General features: G+C 64.2%; 16 protein-coding genes. 7 read left to right on the top strand and 9 right to left on the bottom strand.

Going from position 1 to position 18,130, the window contains the following annotated elements:
- Nucleotides 1–42: 42 nt before the first annotated feature.
- The 4 genes from TTER_RS11085 to TTER_RS11095 form a co-directional block, all read right to left on the bottom strand.
- The gene (locus tag TTER_RS11085) at nucleotides 43–924 is read right to left on the bottom strand and encodes a class I SAM-dependent methyltransferase (protein WP_012876116.1); all 882 of its coding nucleotides are present in this window, start codon (nucleotides 922–924) and stop codon (nucleotides 43–45) included.
- A 25-nt stretch (nucleotides 925–949) separates the two neighbouring features.
- Nucleotides 950–1,108 carry a hypothetical protein gene (locus TTER_RS15840; protein ID WP_169302686.1) on the bottom strand — a complete coding sequence of 53 codons (159 nt, stop codon included), beginning with the start codon at nucleotides 1,106–1,108 and terminating at the stop codon, nucleotides 950–952.
- A gap of 108 nt (nucleotides 1,109–1,216) precedes the next feature.
- On the bottom strand, nucleotides 1,217–1,909 hold the full coding sequence (locus TTER_RS11090; protein WP_041425255.1) for an MvdC/MvdD family ATP grasp protein: 693 nt from the start codon (nucleotides 1,907–1,909) through the stop codon (nucleotides 1,217–1,219).
- 82 nt (nucleotides 1,910–1,991) lie between these two features.
- The gene (locus TTER_RS11095) at nucleotides 1,992–2,303 is read right to left on the bottom strand and encodes a hypothetical protein (protein ID WP_012876117.1); all 312 of its coding nucleotides are present in this window, start codon (nucleotides 2,301–2,303) and stop codon (nucleotides 1,992–1,994) included.
- Between the two features lie 297 nt (nucleotides 2,304–2,600).
- On the opposite strand from TTER_RS11095, the gene TTER_RS11100 reads away from it, so the two are divergent.
- A complete protein-coding gene (locus TTER_RS11100; protein WP_148211999.1) occupies nucleotides 2,601–2,873 on the top strand; it encodes an Rdx family protein in 273 nt (90 codons plus the stop codon).
- 154 nt (nucleotides 2,874–3,027) lie between these two features.
- Nucleotides 3,028–3,930: an aminoglycoside phosphotransferase family protein gene (locus TTER_RS11105; protein ID WP_012876119.1), complete on the top strand. Its 903-nt coding sequence runs from the start codon at nucleotides 3,028–3,030 to the stop codon at nucleotides 3,928–3,930.
- A 48-nt stretch (nucleotides 3,931–3,978) separates the two neighbouring features.
- Here the strand turns inward: TTER_RS11105 and TTER_RS11110 are convergent, their stop codons facing one another.
- Together TTER_RS11110 and TTER_RS14955 are read right to left on the bottom strand one after the other, a co-directional pair.
- Nucleotides 3,979–5,391 carry a glycosyltransferase family 2 protein gene (locus TTER_RS11110; protein ID WP_012876120.1) on the bottom strand — a complete coding sequence of 471 codons (1,413 nt, stop codon included), beginning with the start codon at nucleotides 5,389–5,391 and terminating at the stop codon, nucleotides 3,979–3,981.
- Entirely contained in the window at nucleotides 5,388–6,623 is a 1,236-nt protein-coding gene (locus TTER_RS14955) for a HEAT repeat domain-containing protein (RefSeq protein ID WP_012876121.1), read from the bottom strand. The genes TTER_RS11110 and TTER_RS14955 overlap by 4 nt, the downstream gene beginning before the upstream one ends.
- 59 nt (nucleotides 6,624–6,682) lie before the next feature.
- Between TTER_RS14955 and TTER_RS11120 the strand changes: the two genes are divergently transcribed.
- Entirely contained in the window at nucleotides 6,683–7,114 is a 432-nt protein-coding gene (locus TTER_RS11120; RefSeq protein ID WP_049823063.1) for a response regulator transcription factor, read from the top strand.
- 18 nt (nucleotides 7,115–7,132) lie between these two features.
- Here TTER_RS11120 and TTER_RS11125 read toward each other — a convergent pair whose 3' ends face one another.
- The 3 genes from TTER_RS11125 to TTER_RS11135 are packed head-to-tail and all read right to left on the bottom strand — an operon-like array spanning nucleotide 7,133 to nucleotide 12,491.
- Nucleotides 7,133–8,044, bottom strand: coding sequence for a GGDEF domain-containing response regulator (locus tag TTER_RS11125; RefSeq protein ID WP_012876123.1), 912 nt, complete (start codon nucleotides 8,042–8,044; stop codon nucleotides 7,133–7,135).
- Nucleotides 8,041–8,403 carry an Hpt domain-containing protein gene (locus TTER_RS11130; protein ID WP_012876124.1) on the bottom strand — a complete coding sequence of 121 codons (363 nt, stop codon included), beginning with the start codon at nucleotides 8,401–8,403 and terminating at the stop codon, nucleotides 8,041–8,043. Before TTER_RS11130 ends, TTER_RS11125 begins: the two co-directional genes overlap by 4 nt.
- Complete coding sequence (locus tag TTER_RS11135) at nucleotides 8,400–12,491, bottom strand: PAS domain-containing hybrid sensor histidine kinase/response regulator (RefSeq protein WP_012876125.1); 4,092 nt, start codon at nucleotides 12,489–12,491, stop codon at nucleotides 8,400–8,402. The genes TTER_RS11130 and TTER_RS11135 overlap by 4 nt, the downstream gene beginning before the upstream one ends.
- Nucleotides 12,492–12,669: 178 nt before the next feature.
- Here TTER_RS11135 and TTER_RS11140 point away from each other — a divergent pair, with 178 nt between their 5' ends.
- The 4 genes from TTER_RS11140 (at nucleotide 12,670) to TTER_RS11155 (ending at nucleotide 18,128) form a co-directional block, all read left to right on the top strand.
- Nucleotides 12,670–13,683, top strand: a complete 1,014-nt coding sequence (locus tag TTER_RS11140; RefSeq protein WP_012876126.1) for a glycoside hydrolase family 5 protein — start codon at nucleotides 12,670–12,672, stop codon at nucleotides 13,681–13,683.
- A 9-nt stretch (nucleotides 13,684–13,692) separates the two neighbouring features.
- Nucleotides 13,693–15,225 carry an FGGY-family carbohydrate kinase gene (locus TTER_RS11145; RefSeq protein WP_012876127.1) on the top strand — a complete coding sequence of 511 codons (1,533 nt, stop codon included), beginning with the start codon at nucleotides 13,693–13,695 and terminating at the stop codon, nucleotides 15,223–15,225.
- A gap of 34 nt (nucleotides 15,226–15,259) precedes the next feature.
- A complete protein-coding gene (locus tag TTER_RS11150; RefSeq protein WP_012876128.1) occupies nucleotides 15,260–16,351 on the top strand; it encodes a Gfo/Idh/MocA family protein in 1,092 nt (363 codons plus the stop codon).
- 70 nt (nucleotides 16,352–16,421) lie between these two features.
- Nucleotides 16,422–18,128 (top strand): ABC-ATPase domain-containing protein, encoded by a 1,707-nt coding sequence (locus TTER_RS11155; protein WP_012876129.1) that lies wholly within the window; start codon nucleotides 16,422–16,424, stop codon nucleotides 18,126–18,128.
- Nucleotides 18,129–18,130: the final 2 nt, after the last annotated feature.

Below are 18,130 nucleotides of genomic sequence, written 5' to 3' on the forward strand. Positions count from 1 at the left end.
AGTGCATAGCTTCCCTCAGCAGATGACTGCGGGTTACTGTTCTCACTTGATAGCGGTGAGGTAAATACCTCCACCACGTATCTTTCCTTGCCCACTCTCGACTAAGGGCAAAAAGTGAGCTGTAAGCTGTTGAATCTCAGATTCGGTCAGGGCAACCTGCATAGCCTCTAGTATACTGGGGACCTTCGGATTCTGTGCACGTCTTATATAGGTATCCCAACTAATCGGTCTAGCCTGTGATATGCTCACATGCAGGTCGGCATAGATCTCTTCAAAGCCGACTGCAAGAGCGTGAGAGATCAGCTCGCGCTCATCGATCTCTAAGACCTGCACAAGTGGGTTGCTTAGCTGATCGTAAGCAGCCCTTACCTTACTTACCAAGTGACTTACATTTCCTACCTCATACTCATCGAAGGGCTGCCTTCCTTCCATGAATCCTAGACGACTTACCGGCTCGAACAAAGATAAACGTGCCCCTGGCTTAAGTACCCTGTGAATTTCCTCAAATACATTCACTCTATTGGTGACAAAGATCAATACAGCTCGGATCACAACTGCATCTATAGAGTCGCTCTCTATCTCGGTCAGTTTTGTTGCCGAGGCTTGTATGAAACGGCATCTATCGATTACCTGTTCTTGAGTCGCCTTTTGTCTACAATAGTCTAATAACGCTTTTGAAGTGTCATTAAAGATTACTATCCCCTGTTTGCCAACTCTTTCAAGAGCTCCGAAGGCTAGAAGGCCGGTGCCAGTACCTATGTCTAAGACGGTATCTCCAGGGGCAATAAAGGCATTGGCAAGCACTTGCTCTCGTACTTGATTAGGTGAACTCTCAATCTTGACGAATTCATCAAGGTCGTTACCATATCTTCTGCAAAGTAACCACTCTGCAAAAGGATCAGAATAAGATTTTGTCGTTGACATTGCCACAGATACCTCAGGAGCGAATTTAATAACTACGGGGTGTGGCCGTGGCTGCCAAGGCTCTGGCTATGGATCTAGCGATCGGCAACCCTGTGTGCTCCTGTAGCCATCCCCAAGCTCCCATGGGATTCACCTCCAGGAAGACGTACGTACCATCAGTTCGAACTAGCAGTCTTGGCTCCATAATTTAGCCCTAATATCAACGTAAATTGCTTTATTGTATTGGCTATGATACTGGCACCTGGTGGACTTGATACTTCGCCAATCTCTTGTTTGTGTAGAATAACCTAACTTATCCCCAGGAGAGTGTATCTCGATTCCATAAATCTGCATATAGCTGTGGCACATATTCTTGAAACATGGTGCTGCATGGCACGCAAGAGTCGAGATTTTGCAGATCCTCCTTGCTGACTAGAGTAGTGTAAGGTGCCCTGAGCATCACACCAGGGCGAGGGTTCGAATCAATATGAAAGCTCTTACATACTACCTGTCCACCGAAATGCCGATAAAACTCTTTGAGCTCATAAGGGTTGTTCGATATTATAGTCGCCGGTATAGTTAGGCCTACTGAAGAGGCAATATGAAGTTGATAAGGCTTATAGCTAGCTCTTAGTCCAGCATCTGGGTGATTCATCCATACGATAGGCTCTATAGACCTGAGTATTCCTCCCACGCATTCTGCACATTCAGCCTTTGCGTATCGTATGACATCTTTGTGAAGCTTGTCTCCGAAGTTGAAGTCACTTACATGACCATTCCAAATACCTGTGACCGTACCTAAGTCTATTTGCCTGCCTGCGTATGTTAGCAGGACACTCCATGTCCTGCTAGAAGTAATGTGGCAGTCTATCTTGCTTTCCAGGGGAAAGGCAGATAAGTCATAAACAAAGTGATCAACACCGAGGGCATCGAGCTCAGATGCCACCCAATGCATAGCTGCGTCTGCAGACTGTGTCAACAGCATTACGAGAGCAGAGAGGCTCATTTAAGATAACTTTGCACCTCCTTGTGGTTGGTATCAGGGTTGCTACTACAGAGCAACCCTGATCATGTCATATATCTGTGCTCTAAGAGTCCTCATAGCTTTCCTTGTCTTTCTTTGTATCGTCGCCCCATCCTCCAGTCCAGGTGCCACTAATGCTGGCATAGGGGTTGGCCGCAACATAGGAGTCTTGATCCACTGTGGGAAGAGTTAGCGTAAATGGTAGAGCGGACTTATCTACGGCCTCCAAGTCTACCACCTCTATCTCTCCCTGCGTTAGTATCTGCCATGACAGGTCTCTTGGAAGTCCAGATAAAACCAGACGTACATGCTCCTTATCTTCTGTCATCAAAGCATCTAGTAAAACCTCGAGCTTTTGGTCTTGCTTGCCAAACATGGTGTTTACATCCTCCTTTATACTTTTATAGGTGTGTTGTAAACAGTACCTATTAAGTTAAGATAGTATTATTAAGAGTATTAAGATAATATTAAGTCGTGGCGTGTAAGGCCCTTATTGATCAAAGACCCTCAAAGAACTTAAATCCCAGATGTAGGCTAAGCTGTAGGATGTGCTCAAAAGCAGATTGATAAATATACCCTCTCAGCATGCTGCCCATGACCCCCAGGTGCAGGACTGATTTGCCCGTCTGGTAGAATAATTTGGCCGAACCCAAATATATCGCTGGAGGGAAGCATGCACGAGAAGTTGCCGTTCAGGATCGAGTACTGCACCTCTTGAGGGTACCTCAAGCGAGCCGCCGGTCTGGCGGAGCAGGTGCTGCACGACTTCCACCCGGGCATCAAGGAGCTGGTGCTGGTGCCGTCCTCGGGTGGGGTGTTTGAGGTGAGCCTCGGCGACGAGCTGCTGTTCTCAAAGAGGCAGGAGGGGAGGTTCCCGGAGCCCGAGGAGATACTGCGGGTGCTGGAGACCCGAGGCGTCAAGAAGGTGCCCCCGAAGCAGGAGTGATCGTGGCAGCAGGGCAACGCCCCGCTCCCACAGTCCCCCTTGACCTTGGTCTCGGGCCAAGCTTGGCCCGTAGCCCCCAGAGGCGCCACATCTTTGATTGACATAACTATAGAAAGGTGTGAGGGCTGGGAGCAGCCCTCATGAGGAGGTGAGCATGTCCTTGGTGCCGGATAGCCTTGTGAGGGTCATGCAGGACCTGCACGGCGACGCGGGCAGGCAGTGGGTCGAGAGCTTGCCGGCGATCCTGTGGGAGCTGTCGAGTCGCTGGGGGGTGGAGGTTGGCGCTCCCTTCCCCGAGCTATCGTATAACTTCGTCTGCGAGGCCGTGCTGCCCGATGGACAGCCCGCGGTGATAAAGCTGGGGCACCCACGCGACGAGGCCTTCTGGCACGAAGCCGAGGCGCTGCGGGCCTTCGACGGCCGGGGGGTGGTGCGGCTGCTGGCGGAGGCCAGGGATCTGACGGCGATGCTGATCGAGAGGGCGCTTCCCGGAGCAAGCCTGCTCAGCCTGGGGGATGACGAGGCCATGACCGAGGTAGCCGCCCGGCTCCTGCGGGACCTGCATGTGCCTCCTCCGGATGCCCACCGCTTCCCCACCCTTGCCGATTGGGGGCAGGGCATGCGCAGGCTGAGGGAGCGCTACGGAGGGTCCAGCGGGCCCTTCCCTCCCCGGCTCTTGGAGGCAGCGGAGGCTTGTTGGCGGGAGCTGCTCGCGTCACAAGTAAGGCCGATGCTGCTCCATGGCGATTGCCATCACTACAACATCCTGTCCACGGAGGGGGGCTGGGTGATCATAGATCCCAAGGGGGTGGTGGGCGATCCCGCGTACGAGGTGGCGCCCTTCATGCTCAACCCCGCAGACGTGGCGCGCAGCCCCAGGAGGGTGTTCGAGCGCAGGCTGGATATCATCTGCGACCTGACGGATCTGGACAGGCAGAGGATCGTCCGCTGGACGGTGGCCCACAGCATCCTCTCGGCGTGGTGGGGGGTGGAGGACCACGGCGAACCCTGGACGGATGCGCTGGCAGTGGGCGAGATCTTCTGCTCGATGCTCTAGGCCTGAGAGGTACCCTGGGGATCGGCGAGGAGATGCCCGCGGGCTGCCTCAACGCTTCTGGGCCGTGGAGAAGCCCCTACGCTCCATCGCGCCCCAGGAGGTGTCCTTGCGCAGGTAGGAGACTATGGCCCAAGCCCTCCACCAGGTGGTGAGCTGCCGGTAGCCGAAGTTCTCGAGCACCCCGCACAGGATCAGCTTGCCCAGGTCTCGCCAGCCGGCGTAGCGCCTGAACCTGAACTCCTCCAGCAGCACGGCGGCCGTGGACATGAGCACCCCCAGCCCCACCGCGGCCCCGAAGAAGGCCAGGGCGAACGGCGCGTTCACCACCCCCAGGACGAGCCCCAGCACGAGGGCCATGTACCCGAGCAGCTCCACCACGGGCCCCAGCATCTCGAACAGGAAGTAGTAGGGCATGGCCAGCATCCCCACGAGGCCATAGGTGGGGTTGAGCAGCATCTGCCTGTGCCGCAGGAGGGTGTCGATCAGCCCTCGGTGCCAGCGATCGCGCTGGCGGCGGAGCACCCGCAGGGTGGCAGGCACCTCCGTCCAGGCCACGGGGTCGGGCACGAAGGCGATGTGGTAGTCCCGGTGGCGCTCGCGCAGCAGCCTGTGCATGCGGGTGACCACCTCCATGTCCTCCCCCACGGTGGAGGTCTCGTAGCCCCCGACGGCGATGACGTCCTCTCGCCGGAACATGCCGAACGCGCCCGATATGATCAGCAGGCAGTTGAGGCGGCTCCATGCGGTCCGAGCGGCCAGGAAGGCCCGCAGGTACTCCACCACCTGGAAGCTCGGCAACCACTCCCGGGGAGCCCTCACCTCCGTCACCCTCCCGGCCTCGATCTTGCAGCCGTTGGCTACCCGGACTATGCCCCCCACTGCCACCACCTTGCTGGACTCGATCATCGGGCGAGCCACCCTCAGCAGGGCGTCCTCCTCCAGGATGATGTCCGCGTCGATGCAGCACACCAGGGGGTAGCTGGCGGCGCAGATGCCGGCGTTGAGCGAGTCCGCCTTGCCTCCGTTCTCCTTGTCTATCACCAGCAGGTTGGGGAAGCGTGAGGAGGCGTACACCGCCCTGATGGGCGCCGTCCTCAGCCTGAGCCTGATCGGCTGGTCTGACTCCCAGAGGTCGAACTCCCGCTTGAGCACCTCCAGCGTGGCGTCGCGCGAGCCGTCGTTGACGACCACCACCTGGTGCTGGGGGTAGTGGAGGGCCAGGAAGGACCGCACGCTGTCGGCGATGGTGGCCTCCTCGTTGTACGCGGGCACGATGAGCGACACGGGCGGGGCATAGGCCGAGGTGAACAGCTCGGACAGGCCGCTAAATATCTCCCGGCGGGAGTAGTCGACGATCTCCACAAACGAGATCAGGTAGAGCACCAGGTAGGTGCCGTTGAGCGCCAGGAAGTAGCAGAGCACGAAGGCGTTGACCGCGAAGATGAACTCGGCGATGGTCATCTCTCCTCCTCCACGCGCAGCCTGCCGCTCGAGCTGCCCGCCAGGCGCTCTCGGAGGCGCGCCATCCCGTCGGCGCCTTCGCCCTCCTCCAGCAGCCGGCGCAGGTACCCTGTGTTGCCCGTCGCCCTCAGCCCCTCCACGATCCTCTCCAGCAGGCCTCGGGCCTCCGTAGAGGACCTCGCCCTCACCACGAGCCTCCGGAGCACGCCCTCCGACTCCAGGGTGGCCGCGGCCCTGTCGCGGGCGTAGCGGTCATCGTCCCACAGGGCGTCCGCCAGCGCCCGCTCGCCCATGGGGCCCATAGCCGCCAGCGCGCGGCTCGCGTTGAGGCGCACCCACCACTCGGGGTCTCGCAGCATCTCCCTCAGGAGGGGGATGGTGGAGGTGTCGCCGATCATCCTCAGGGCGTTGGCGGCCTGGGCCCGCACGGGCCAGTCGCGATCGCGGGCGCAGCGCACGATCAGCTCCAGGTCGTCTGGGTGGCCGATCTTGCCCAGCGCCAACACCGCCTGCGCCCTCACGTTCTCGTCCTGCCCGAAGGTGGCCGCGTGCCGCAGGGCGCCCCGTCCCTCCTCGGCCCGGAGCTCCCCCAGTATCCTGGCCGCCAGCACCTGCGCCCGCCTGCTGCCGCTGCCCAGCGCGCTCACCAGGTAGGGGACGGCCACATGGCCCAGCCTCTGCAGGTTCTCCGCCACGCGGAGGCTGGTGAGCTCTGAAGGGTCGGCCAGCGCCCTGGCCAAGTCCTCGGCTGCCTCCTCCCCTCCCAGGCGCGCCAGCGCCCTCGCCGCCACCGCCCTGACCGTCTCGTCTGGATCTCCCAGGAGCGGCCGCACCCTGGCGACCGTGGAGCTGTCGCCGAAGTACCCCAGGTTCTCCGCGGCCCTCGCCCGCCTCCACCGGCGCCGCGACCTCAGCTCACGGAGGTAGTGGCCTTGCAACCCCAGGTGCTCCGCTAGCCGCCGCAGGCGCTCCCGGTCGCTGCCGCGCAGCATCATCATATGGTGGATCAGGACGCTCGACAACACGTCCCTCTCCCAAGGCCTGTGGGCCCGGAGCGCTGGAGGCACCTCGTCCCCGCGCAGGTAGTCCGCGACCGCCTCCTCGCAGCGGCTCCGGACTCGCCCCTGCCAGAGCGAGTACAGTTGCCTTGCTGCCCTGAAGCCCAGGGTGAGCAGCAGCACGCACACGTTGAGGACCAGCATGAGCAGGAGGATAGTGACGATGACCTTCATGACGCGCTCCTGTTAGGACACTGGAGTGGTATACAATGTAGGCAAGACAGCGATGCGAGGTGTTGGTAGCCATGGAGAACGCCGGCAGAGTGCTCGTAGTGGACGACGACAGGGTCACCCGACGCATAGTCAGCGTCAAGCTGTCCGGGCTGGGGTACACCGTGGATGAGGCCTCCGATGGCCAGGAGGCGCTGGAGATGATAGCCAGCGGGGAGCTGCCGACGCTGGTGATAGTGGATCAGTCCATGCCCCGCCTGACAGGCCTGGAGCTCGTGCGCGCGATTCGCAGCCACCAGGACGAGCGCGTGGCCGCCCTGCCCATCATCATGCTCACCTCCCATCAGTCCGAGGAGGCTATCGTGCGGGGGCTTGAGGCAGGCGTGGATGACTACGTCATCAAGCCTTTCAGCCCCAACGAGCTGGCCGCGCGGGTGCGGACGGTGCTCTGGAGGTGCCAGCGCGCCGCCGGTAGACGGGAGCCTCTGGCCTGAGGGCTTGCCGATCATCCCTCAACACCCCACCACGGTGTTCCTGCCCGCGTGCTTGGCTCTGTAGAGGGCCTCGTCGGCCAGCTGCAGTACCGTCTGGGCGGAGCGGTCCCGAGCACTATCCAGGTCCGCGACGCCGGCGCTCACGGTGACCACCTTGGGGTCGTCCGGCCGGCCCTCGTGAGGTATGCCCAGCCCCTGGACCGAGGCCCTCACCCTGTCTGCCACCTTCACGGCCGTGGTGCACCTCTGCTCGGGCAGCAGCACCAGGAACTCCTCACCCCCGTACCTGTACACGCTGTCGGACGCGCGGCAGCAGCTGAGTATAGTGCGGGCCACGGTGCAGAGCATCCTGTCGCCTGCGCCGTGGCCGTAGGTATCGTTGTAGCGCTTGAAGTGATCGATGTCGAACAGCGCCAGGGCGTAGGTGTGGCCGTAGCGTGCCGCCCTGTTGTCCATGGATGCCAGGTCCTCCTGCAGCCGGAGCCTGTTGTAGGTGCCGGTCAGCGAGTCTATGCGAGCCTGCTGGAACAGCTGGTCGTTCAGCTCCTTGAGCTGCTGGTGCAGCGAGGTTATCCGGTGAGCCGCTATGAGGCGGGCGCGCAGCTCCACCTCGTCGAGCGGCTTGCGCAGGTAGTCATCGGCCCCCGCCTCTATGCCGTGCAGGAGGTGCTCGCGGTCGCTCAGGCTGGTCAGGAACATGAAGTAGGTGTAGGAGTCCCCCTGCTCCTGCCGGATGCGCCGGCAGAGCTCCAGCCCGCTCATCCCCGGCATCAGCCAGTCGCTGAGCACCACGTCGGGCCTGTGCTGCAGGTACAGCGCGAGCGCCTCGGCGCCATCTCGGGCGATCATCGGCTCGTACCCTGCCCGGCGCACGGCCAGCTCTATCAGCTTCCTGGACAGGTTGTCGTCCTCAGCTATCAGCACCTTCATGCATCACGACTCCCTAGCTCCCGCGCCAGGGCTGCGTGCAGCCTCTCGAGCTCCAGCCGCACCTGGGGCAGCAGTGCCCTCGCGCCCTCCAGGTCCCCACCGTAGCCCATCTCCTGCAGCTGGCGGCAGAGCTCCTCCAGGTGCGCGGCGCCGAAGTTGGCGCAGCTGCCCTTGAGGGCGTGGGCCGCGCTCCCTAAGGCCTCGGCGTCCTGCTCCACGAGGGCGCGCTCGATGGTCGCCAGCCTCTCCTGGGAATCGGTGATGAACATCTCGATCAGCTCTCCGAAGACCTCCTCGCTGCCGGCCATCTCCCGGATGGCCTCCAGCGCCTGTCGGCTCAGCACGGATTCCTCTCTCATCTGCCCTTCTCCACTACTTGTTGTGTGCCTGCCCACCTGTCCAGCACGGCCTTGAGCTTGCCCATGGTCAGAGGCTTGCTGAGGTAGTCGTCCATCCCGGCGGCTAGGCAGGCCTCTCTGTCCCCCTCCAGGGCGTTGGCCGTGAGGGCGATGATCGGCGTGCGCCTGCCGCTCTTCGTCTCCAGGCGGCGGATCTGGCGGGTGGCCTCGTACCCATCCATCTCCGGCATCTGGCAGTCCATGAGCACCAGGCAGTACTCCTGGCCCCGGCGCGCCATCTCCTCCACCGCTTCCCGGCCGTTGTCGACCGTGCGCACGCTGTAGCCCAGCTTCTCCAGCTGCAGGGTGGCCAGCCGACGATTGACCGGGTTGTCCTCCGCCAGCAGTATGGGCTTGCGCTCCCCTTGGGCTGGGGGCTCGGCTGCCGCGGCAGCCGAGCTGGGGGCTTGCTCGGCCTGGGGCTGCGGCTCCTTCCGGGCGGAGATGTTGGCCAGGACGTCCATAAGCTGGGACTGCCTGATCGGCTTGAGGAGGTAGGCGCTGAAGCCCGCATCCACCGCGCGCTCGCCCTGCCCTTGCTCGTGGTGGGCCGTGAGCAGCACCAGCTTCATGGAGGGCGACAGGCGACGGAGCTGCTGGGCGAGGTCGAAGCCGTCGGTGTCCGGCAGGAGCAGGTCCAAGATGGCCAGGTCGAAGTGCTCCCTTTGGGCCTTCTCTATCGCCTGGGCGCCATCTGCCGCCTCTTCGCAGCGCATGTGCCAGGACTCCAGGTAGCTCCGGAGGATCTGCCTGTGGGCTGCCTGATCATCCACGACGAGGACGTGGAGGTCTGGGGGCAGGACCAGCTGCTGGGTCGGCGAGCGCTCCATTGCGGCCACCTTGAAGCGAGCCGTGAATCGGAAGGTGGAGCCCACCCCCGGCTGGCTCTCCGCCCAGATGGTGCCTCCCATCAGCTCCACCAGCGTCTTGGAGATCGTCAGTCCCAGGCCCGTGCCGCCGTAGCGGCGCGTGGTGGAGGCATCTGCCTGGGTGAAGGGCTGGAACAGCTTGCCGAGGTGGGCACTGTCAATGCCTATGCCCGTGTCCCGCACCTCGAACAACAGCTCCACCTCGCTGTCCGCCGCGCGGTGCGGCAGGACCCTCAACAGCACCTCTCCCTGCTCGGTGAACTTGACGGCGTTGCTCAGCAGGTTGAGCAGCACTTGGCGGAGCCTGGCGGGATCGCCTATCAGGGTGCGAGGGATGGTGGGGTCTACGAAGGTCATCAACGAGATGCCCTTGCCCCTGGCAGCGCCCGCAAGCATCTCCGAGGTGCCCTCCACCAATGACACTAGGTCGAAGTCCACCTCCTCCAGTACCATCTTGCCCGCCTCGATCTTGGAGAAGTCCAGGATGTCGTTGATGATCGAGAGCAGCGACTGGGAGGAGGTCTGGATGGTTTGCACGAACTCGCGCTGCCTCTCGGAGAGAGGGGTATCCTGGAGTAGCTCGGTCATCCCGATGATGGCGTTGAGCGGGGTGCGGATCTCGTGGCTCATGTTCGCGACGAACTCGGACTTGAGCCTGGAGGCCTCGATGGCCTGGTCACGGGCGCGCCTGAGCTCCTCGGCCACCCTGCGGCTCTCGGTGATGTCTCTGGCTATGATCTGGCTGGCCGGCCGGTCCTCGTGGGACGTGGGCACCACCTTCACCTCGGCGTAGATCTCTCGGCCATCGAGCGTGATGAACCTCTCCTCGATGGAGTCGGGTGGGGGCCCGCCCTCCCCTATGCTGTCGATCTGGGCCGCGACCTCGCCCCGCCGTTCGGGGTGCACGAACTCCAGGACGCTCCTGCCCACCAGCTCCTGGGGATCTTTGGCGCCCAGCATCCGCGCACCCGCGGGGTTGACGTAGGCCACTCGACCATCCTGGACGATTGCTATTAGGTCTGGGAAGGCCTCCACGAGTCTCCTGTACCTCTCCTCCGACTCGGTGATCGCCCGCTCGATCTCCTTGCGCTGGGTGATGTCCTGGATCTGGGAGACGAAGTACAGCGGTTGGCCGTCGAGGTCTCGGACTAGGGAGACGCTCAGCAGCGCCCAGACGATGCTGCCGTGCTTATGGTAGTAGCGCTTCTCCATCTCGTACTGCGCGATCTCTCCGTCCAACACCTGCCTCACGTGCTGGAGGTCGAGCTCCAGATCGTCTGGGTGGGTGATGTCCTGGAAGGTCATCCCCAGCAACTCCCGCTCGGAGTAGCCCAGCATCCTGCACAGGGACGGGTTCACCCGTAGCCACCGGCCGTCGGTGGCCACCAGCGCCATGCCGATGGGGGCGTGGTCGAAGGCCGACACGAACAGCTCCATGCTCTCCCGCAGCGCCTCCTCCGCCCTCTTGCGCTGGGTGATATCCTGGCAGGTGCCCTCGATGATCCGCATGCCCCGGGCCTCGTCTAACAGCCAGCGGGAGCTGATGGACAGCCAGATGTGCTCGCCGTCCTTGCGCACGGCCTCGAGCTCGAAGTCGCGCACCTCCCCCTCCTCCAGCATGATCCTGAGGTACCTGTCGCGATCCGCGGGCCGGGCGTAGATCTGTCGGGCGACGTCCTGCACCTCGGAGAGCAGCTCCTCCGGGGAGGCGTAGCCGAGCATGCGGGCCAGCGCCGGGTTGGCGAGCAGCAGCCTGCCGTCCAGCGACGTCTGGAAGATGCCCTCGGAGATGCGCTCGAAGATGTCCTGGTAGCGCCGCTGCACCTGCTGCACCGCCTGCTCGGCGTGCTTGCGGTCCGTGACGTCCGTTAGCAGGCCCTCCAGGAGGGGCATCCCCTCCGTCACCCGCACGCACTGGCCGTACTCCTCCACGAAGCGCAGCGAGCCATCCCTGTGCCTGAGCCTGTACTCCAGGCGATACCTTTGCCCCGGGGAGCTGACGCCCCTGAGATTGGCGGTGACCGCTGGCAGGTCTTCGGGATGTACCAGCTCTCGGAGGGAGACCTTGCCCCCGAGCAGCTCGGCGTCCGAGTAGCCCGTGATCTCCCGAGCGTAGCTGCTGACGAACTCCAGGGACCAGCGATCGTCCTGCCTGCGTCGGTACACCATCGCGGGGGTGTTGGCCAGCAGCGTGGCGAACCTGCGCTCGCTCTCCTGGAGCCTATCGTAATCCCTCTGGTGGTCCCGCAGGATGCCGACCATGCGCACGGTGGCCAGGATGGACATGAGGGATGTGCCGACTATGAGGGGGATCGTGTCCACGCGCAGCCCGAGGGCGGCGTCCAGCAGCACCAGGGCTATGGGCACCAGCAGCGCAGCGATCAGCGCCAGCACCCGGGGCTGCCCAAGGCGCTCGGGCTGGGAGGTGGTGAGGGGGGCCTCCGCCCGGGGCGCCAGCGCGCCCGCCCCCAGGAGCGCGTACGACAGCAGCCAGCCCGCATCCAACAGTGGGCTGCCGTCGTAGGCCTCCGCGATGAGCTGGGCCGAGTAAACAAGGTCCGTCAGGAGCAACGCGCCCACCCCGAGGAGCACCAGGAAGTCGCTGGCGGTGTGCTTCCTTCGACCCAGCAGGAGGCGGAGGGCTATCAGCAGCACGAGCAGGTCCATCAGCGGGTAGGCCGAGGCCACCAGCTTGGCCACGTTGGACAGGGGCGAGCGGTCGAACGCTGGGCCGAACAGGAAGACCCAGCCCAGCATGGTGATGCCGGTGGTGATCAGGGCAGCGTCCAATGTGGCCGCGCCTCCGCTGTGCCTGGCGCGCTCTCCCACTAGTAGGGCTATGCCCAGCGCCAGCAGCGGGTAGCCGCTCAGGTACAGGATGTCCGCTGCCGAGGGGAAGGGGAACTCCTCGACGTGGAGGTAGTACTGATACACGTTGTAGGTGAAGTCGGCTGCCAGGAAGAGCGCCTGACTCAGCCCCAGCAGCGCCCAGGCCAGGCTCTCCCCCCGGCCGAAAGCCGCCCAGAGCATCGCGCCCACGGCGATGCCCACCAGGAGGTCGTACAGCAGGTCCTTGGGCAGCCCTCCCGGCAGCAGCAGGAAGCCCGCCATGGCCAGCATCTCGGCCACAAGGAATATCTGCCACACTCTCGGGCGACGCCAGCTCGTGTTCTCGACCATCACCTCTCCACTCTTTGGGGCACACACCCCCCATCTTGTAATGATAAACAACCCAGTAGTCGTTATCAATAACGCAAATTATCAGGATCTTTATTTAAATATACGCACCCAAAGCCGTGGTGGCGTGCTATCCCTGGTTTGTGTTACCCTGTAGCTCTAGAGAGGAGGTGGTTGCTCTATGGCATTTGAGATTCACAGAGGCACCAACATCTCCCATTGGCTGAGCCAGAGCAGCGCCAGGGGGGAGGAGCGTCGCCGGTGGTTCACCCGCGAGGATGTCGAGCGCATCGCCAGCATGGGGCTAGACCACGTGCGCCTGCCCGTGGACGAGGAGCAGCTGTGGGACGAGCACGGCCGCAGGGACCCCGAGGCGTTCGAGCTGCTGGGCAACGCCCTGGAGTGGTGCGCCGAGGCGGGGCTGCGCGTGGTCGTGGACCTGCACATCCTGCGCACCCATCACTTCAACGACCGGCAGGCACCCAGGCTGTTCACCGATCCTGATGAGGCTACGCGCTTTGCGGGGCTGTGGAGGGACCTCTCGGATTTCTTGCGGGCGTGGGACGTGAGCCATGTGGCCTACGAGCTCCTCAACGAGCCGGTGGCGCGAGATCCCGAGCGCTGGCACGCGGTGGCGTCTGTCGCCTTCAGCGCCATCAGGGAGGTTGAGCCGAGGCGCACGATCGTGTTGGGCTCCAACTGGTTCAACTCCACGGAGCAATTCGGAGTCCTCAGGGTGCCCGACGACCCTCACTGCATCCTCACCTTCCATTACTACAAGCCCATGTTCATCACCCACTACAGGGCCAGCTGGTGGCCAGGTGGCAGGTACGGGGGTAGGGTGCGTTACCCGGGTAGGCCCGTGCCCGAGGAGGAGCTGGAGGGGCTCTCGGATGAGGACAGGCGCCTGGTGGAGGCCGCCAACGCCCCGTACGACCGCGGCGTGATGGCCTCGGAGATCGCCCTCCCCGTGCGCGTGGCGCGCGAGCATGGGATGCGGCTCTACTGTGGAGAGTTTGGCGTCTACTACCGCACGCCCCGGGAGTACAGGCTCGCTTGGTATCGCGACCTGCTCTCGGTGCTGCGCGAGCACGACATAGCTTGGGCTAACTGGGACTACAAAGGTGAGGGGTTCGGGATAGTCACGGCCGAGGGGCAGCCCACAGACATCGCCGAGGTATTGCTTGCTGTGTGAGGAGGAGATATGGCCGAGCTGCTCATGGGGATAGATATAGGGACCTACAGCTCCAAGGGAGTCCTGTGCCTACCAGATGGCACCGTCCTGGCGGTCCGCGAGGTGGAGCACGGCCTCTCCCTGCCCCGGCCGGGCTGGGCGGAGCACGATCCGGAGGAGGTCTGGTGGTGCGACTGCGCGACGATCTGTCGAGACCTGCTGAGGCAGGCCGGCGCGACCGGCCGGGAGGTGAGGGCCCTGGCGGTGTCCGGGATAGGTCCCGCGCTGCTGCCGGCGGACGCCGATGGCCGCCCCCTGCGCCCGGCCATCCTCTACGGTATAGATACCCGGGCCTCCGAGGAGATAGCCTGGCTCAACTCCACCTACGGGGCCGACGAGCTGTACTCCCTCTCCGGGATGCACCTGACATCGCAGGCCGTGGGGCCGAAGCTGCTGTGGCTGCGCCGGCACGAGCCGGAGGTGTACGCGCGCACGCGCTACGTATATAGCTGCAGCAGCTACCTGGTGTACAGGCTGACTGGGGAGTACGTGCTGGACTACCACACCGCCTCGCACTTCAACCCCCTGTTCGACCCCCGCAGGCTGGAGTGGTCGCCGCGGTTCGCCGAGCCCATATGCGATCTCGGCCTGCTGCCCCGGCTGGCGTGGCCCACCGAGGTGGTGGGGGTGGTGCACTCTCGGGCCGCAGGGGAGACGGGGCTGGCGGAGGGCACTCCCGTGACCGCGGGCACCATAGACGCCGTGGCCGAGGCGATCAGCGTGGGGGTCGTGTCGCCGGGGGACCTGATGCTGATGTACGGCACGACGCTCTTCTTCATCCTGGTGCAGGAGGCGCTCGTGCCGAATCCTAAGATGTGGGTCACGGCCTACGCCCTGCCGGGGACGTACGCCCTGGCAGGGGGCATGTCCACCACGGGTGCCATCACCCGATGGGCCAGGGACAACCTGGCGCGCGACCTGCTGGAGCGTGAGCTGGCGGGCGGCGAGCGGGCGTACGCGGCGCTGAGCTGGGAGGCAGAGAGCTCCCCTCCGGGCGCCAAGGGGCTGCTGCTCCTGCCCTACTTCCAGGGAGAGCGGACGCCCATACACGATCCCGAAGCCAGGGGCGTGCTCGCTGGGCTCACCCTGTCCCACACTCGGGGGGATATCTACAGGGCTATAATGGAGGGGACGGCGTACGGCGTCAGGCACAACGTGGAGACCATGCGGCAGACCGGCGCCCAACCTGGTCGCCTGGTAGCCGTTGGGGGAGGTACCAAGAGCCCGCTGTGGCTGCAGGTGGTGAGCGACGTCACCGGCCTGCCCCAGGAGGTGCCCGAGCTCACGATAGGGGCATCCTACGGCGATGCCTTCCTTGCGGGGCTGGCCACCGGGGTGGTGCCCGGCATAGACTCCCTGCGCTCCCAGTGGGTGCGAGGGATTAGGGTGGTGGCGCCCAACCCCGAGCTCGCGAGCCTCTACAGCGAGGGCTACGAGCTCTACCTGCAGCTCTACGAGCGGACCAGGGACGTCGTGCACGCCCTGGGGAAGATCGCGGGCTAGCGGCCCGCCGAGAAATTTGTGGAGGAGCGTTCTCATGGGTGGTGTTCGGTTTGGGGTGATCGGCTGTGGCACGATCTCTACGCTGGCCTACCTGCCGGCGATCAAGGGGGAGTACGCCGGCTACCCGCTGGAGCTGGTGGCGGTGTGCGATGCCGTGGAGGAGAAGGCCGTGAGCGCGGCCAAGCGCTTCGGGGCGCGCAGGCACTACGCGCGCTACGAGGACCTGCTGGCCGACCCTGAGGTGGATGCGGTGATCGTGGCGACGAACATCGCCACGCACGCCGAGCTAGGGCTCGCGGCGGTGCGCGCGGGCAAGCACGTCCTCATACAGAAGCCCATAGCGGAGACGCTGGAGGAGGCCGACAGGATCATAGAGGAGGCCCGCAGGCGCGGCGTGAAGCTGCAGGTGGAGCCGCCGCACATGCTGAACCCGTTCTGCGTGCGCTCAAGGGAGCTGATCAGCTCGGGGGCGCTGGGGCAGGTGTGCCTGGTGCAGGCGAGCTCGTCCCACGCCGGGGCGGAGGACAGGCCCTGGCTCTTCCAGCGGGCCGGCGGGGGGAGCGTCATGCTCGACCTGGCGGTGCACGCCCTGACGTGGCTCACCGGGCTTCTCGGCCCGGTGGCCCAGGTGACGGCGATGGCGACCACCTCAGTGCCTGAGCGCGTCATCAACGGCGAGCCCGTCAAGGTGGATATAGAGGACAACGTCACTATCCTGCTGCGCTTCCGCGACGGCTGCCTTGGGACCGTGGTGTCCAACTACGTCACGATCGCCAACAAGGCGCCGACCATCAACATCTACGGCACCGACGGCACCATACATCTGGAATCCGGCATGTCTCCCTTCCTGCTGTTCTCGCGCAAGGGCAAGTACCTGGAGCACGATGGCTGGCTGGAGCCCACGGTGTACGCCGGCCACCTGGCGCGGCCGCTCACGGTCCAGCGCGCCACCCCCAGCGGCGAGCTGCCGCCCCACAACAGCGTGGCCCACTTCGTGGAGTGCATAGTGGAGGATAAGCAGCCCGTGCCCAGCGGCGAGTTCGCCCGCCACGTGTTGGAGATCATGCTGGCGGCGATGGAGTCCGCCAGGAGCGGGAGGACTATAGAGCTCCAGACGAGCTTCTAGCTTTGCCACACGCGCGAAGTCTTGCTATATTGGCCTGGTAATCTGCAGATGTCGGGGGCTTTTGGAGGACATGAGCGACATACACAGACTGCGTGCGCTGCTTGAGAGGTTGGATGGCAAGGGCTACAAAGCCTATCAGGACATCAGGGGCGTGTACCGGGCAGGCCAGATCGAGCTCGCCATAGACCACGTGCAGGGGGATCCGTTCGCCTCGCCTTCCCGAGTGCGGTTGATGGCGCCCGTCAGCGCGCTCAACCTGCCGGAGCATGCGTCCGAGGTTAGGCGCATGGCGCTGGAGAACTACCTCGCCAGGCGCGCCAGGGCCATCATCCCGGGCCTGGGGGTGAGGCGCACGGGCACCGGGAAGTCGAACCAGATCTTCGTGGACGCCGGCGAGCAGGAGGTGATGCCGCGCTCCGCCTGCCGGATCTTCGGTGACAGGGTGGAGCTGCGCCTGTCGGTGGGCCTGCCGGCCGCGGGACGCACCATCCTGGGGCGGAGCGCGGCGGAGCTGTTGACCGAAGCTCTCCCCCGACTGGCGAGGGCCACCCTATGGCTCTCGGACCTGTCGGAGGCCGAGCACTTCGTGGACGTCGTCGAGGACGCCCACGCGCTGCGCGAGCAGCTGCGCCCCAACGGCCTCGTGGCGTTCGTCGGCGACGACTCGATCTTGCCCCGGGAGAGCGGCGTCAGCCAGCGGCCCCTCAAGGGCAGGGTGGTGCCCTTCAGGTCGCCGCGGGAGCTCAGGGTCGAGCTGGATACCCCCAACTCGGGGAAGGTGGTGGGCATGGGCATCCCCGAGGGGGTGACGCTGATCGTGGGCGGAGGCTTCCACGGCAAGTCCACGCTGCTGTCGGCGCTGGCCAGGGGCGTGTACGACCACGTGCCGGGCGATGGCAGGGAGCGCGTCGTCACCCGCGCCGACGCCGTCAAGATCAGGGCCGAGGATGGCCGCAGGATCGTGGGGGTGAACCTCTCGCCCTTCATCCACGACCTGCCTTTGGGCCGGTCGACTCGGTGCTTCACGACCGACGACGCCAGCGGGTCGACCTCGCAGGCCGCCAACATCCTGGAGGCCGTGGAGGTCGGCGCTGGGCTTCTACTGATGGACGAGGACACCTGTGCCACCAACTTCATGGTGCGCGACCGCGCCATGAGGGAGCTGGTGCCCCAGGAGGCGGAGCCCATCGTGCCGCTCATCGACAGGATCAGGCAGCTGTACGAGGAGGCGGGCATATCCTCCATCCTGGTGGTGGGAGGAGCCGGGGATTACTTCGAGGTGGCCGACACCGTCATCTGGATGCACGAGTACCGGCCAGAGGTCGTCACCTCCAGGGCCAAGGAGATCGCCTCTCGCTACGAGCAGCACGTGGGCTCACCTCCGGACGCCTGGCGTCCGCCGACGCCGCGCGTGCCCGTGCCCGCGAGCATAGACCCCACCAGGGGTGACAGGACCAAGGTGAAGGCCAGGGGCACCGAGGAGGTGGGCTTCGGGTACGAGTCGATCGATCTGCGGCAGGTGGAGCAGATAGTGGACCCCAGCCAAACGCGCTTCATCGGCGACGCGCTGGTGTACGCTCTGAGGGCCGGCATCATCGACGGCAAGCGCACGATCAGCGAGGTGCTCGACCAGCTAGAGGCGCACATCCGGGAGCTCAGCATAGACGTGATCTCCCCCCATAGCGGCCATCCCGGGGACTACGCCCTGGCGCGCAGGTACGAGATAGCCGCGGCGCTCAACAGGCTGCGCACGCTGGAGGTGCGGCAGAGGGGGTAGGA

The sequence above is a fragment of the Thermobaculum terrenum ATCC BAA-798 genome (genome assembly GCF_000025005.1).
Taxonomy (GTDB): domain Bacteria; phylum Chloroflexota; class Chloroflexia; order Thermobaculales; family Thermobaculaceae; genus Thermobaculum; species Thermobaculum terrenum.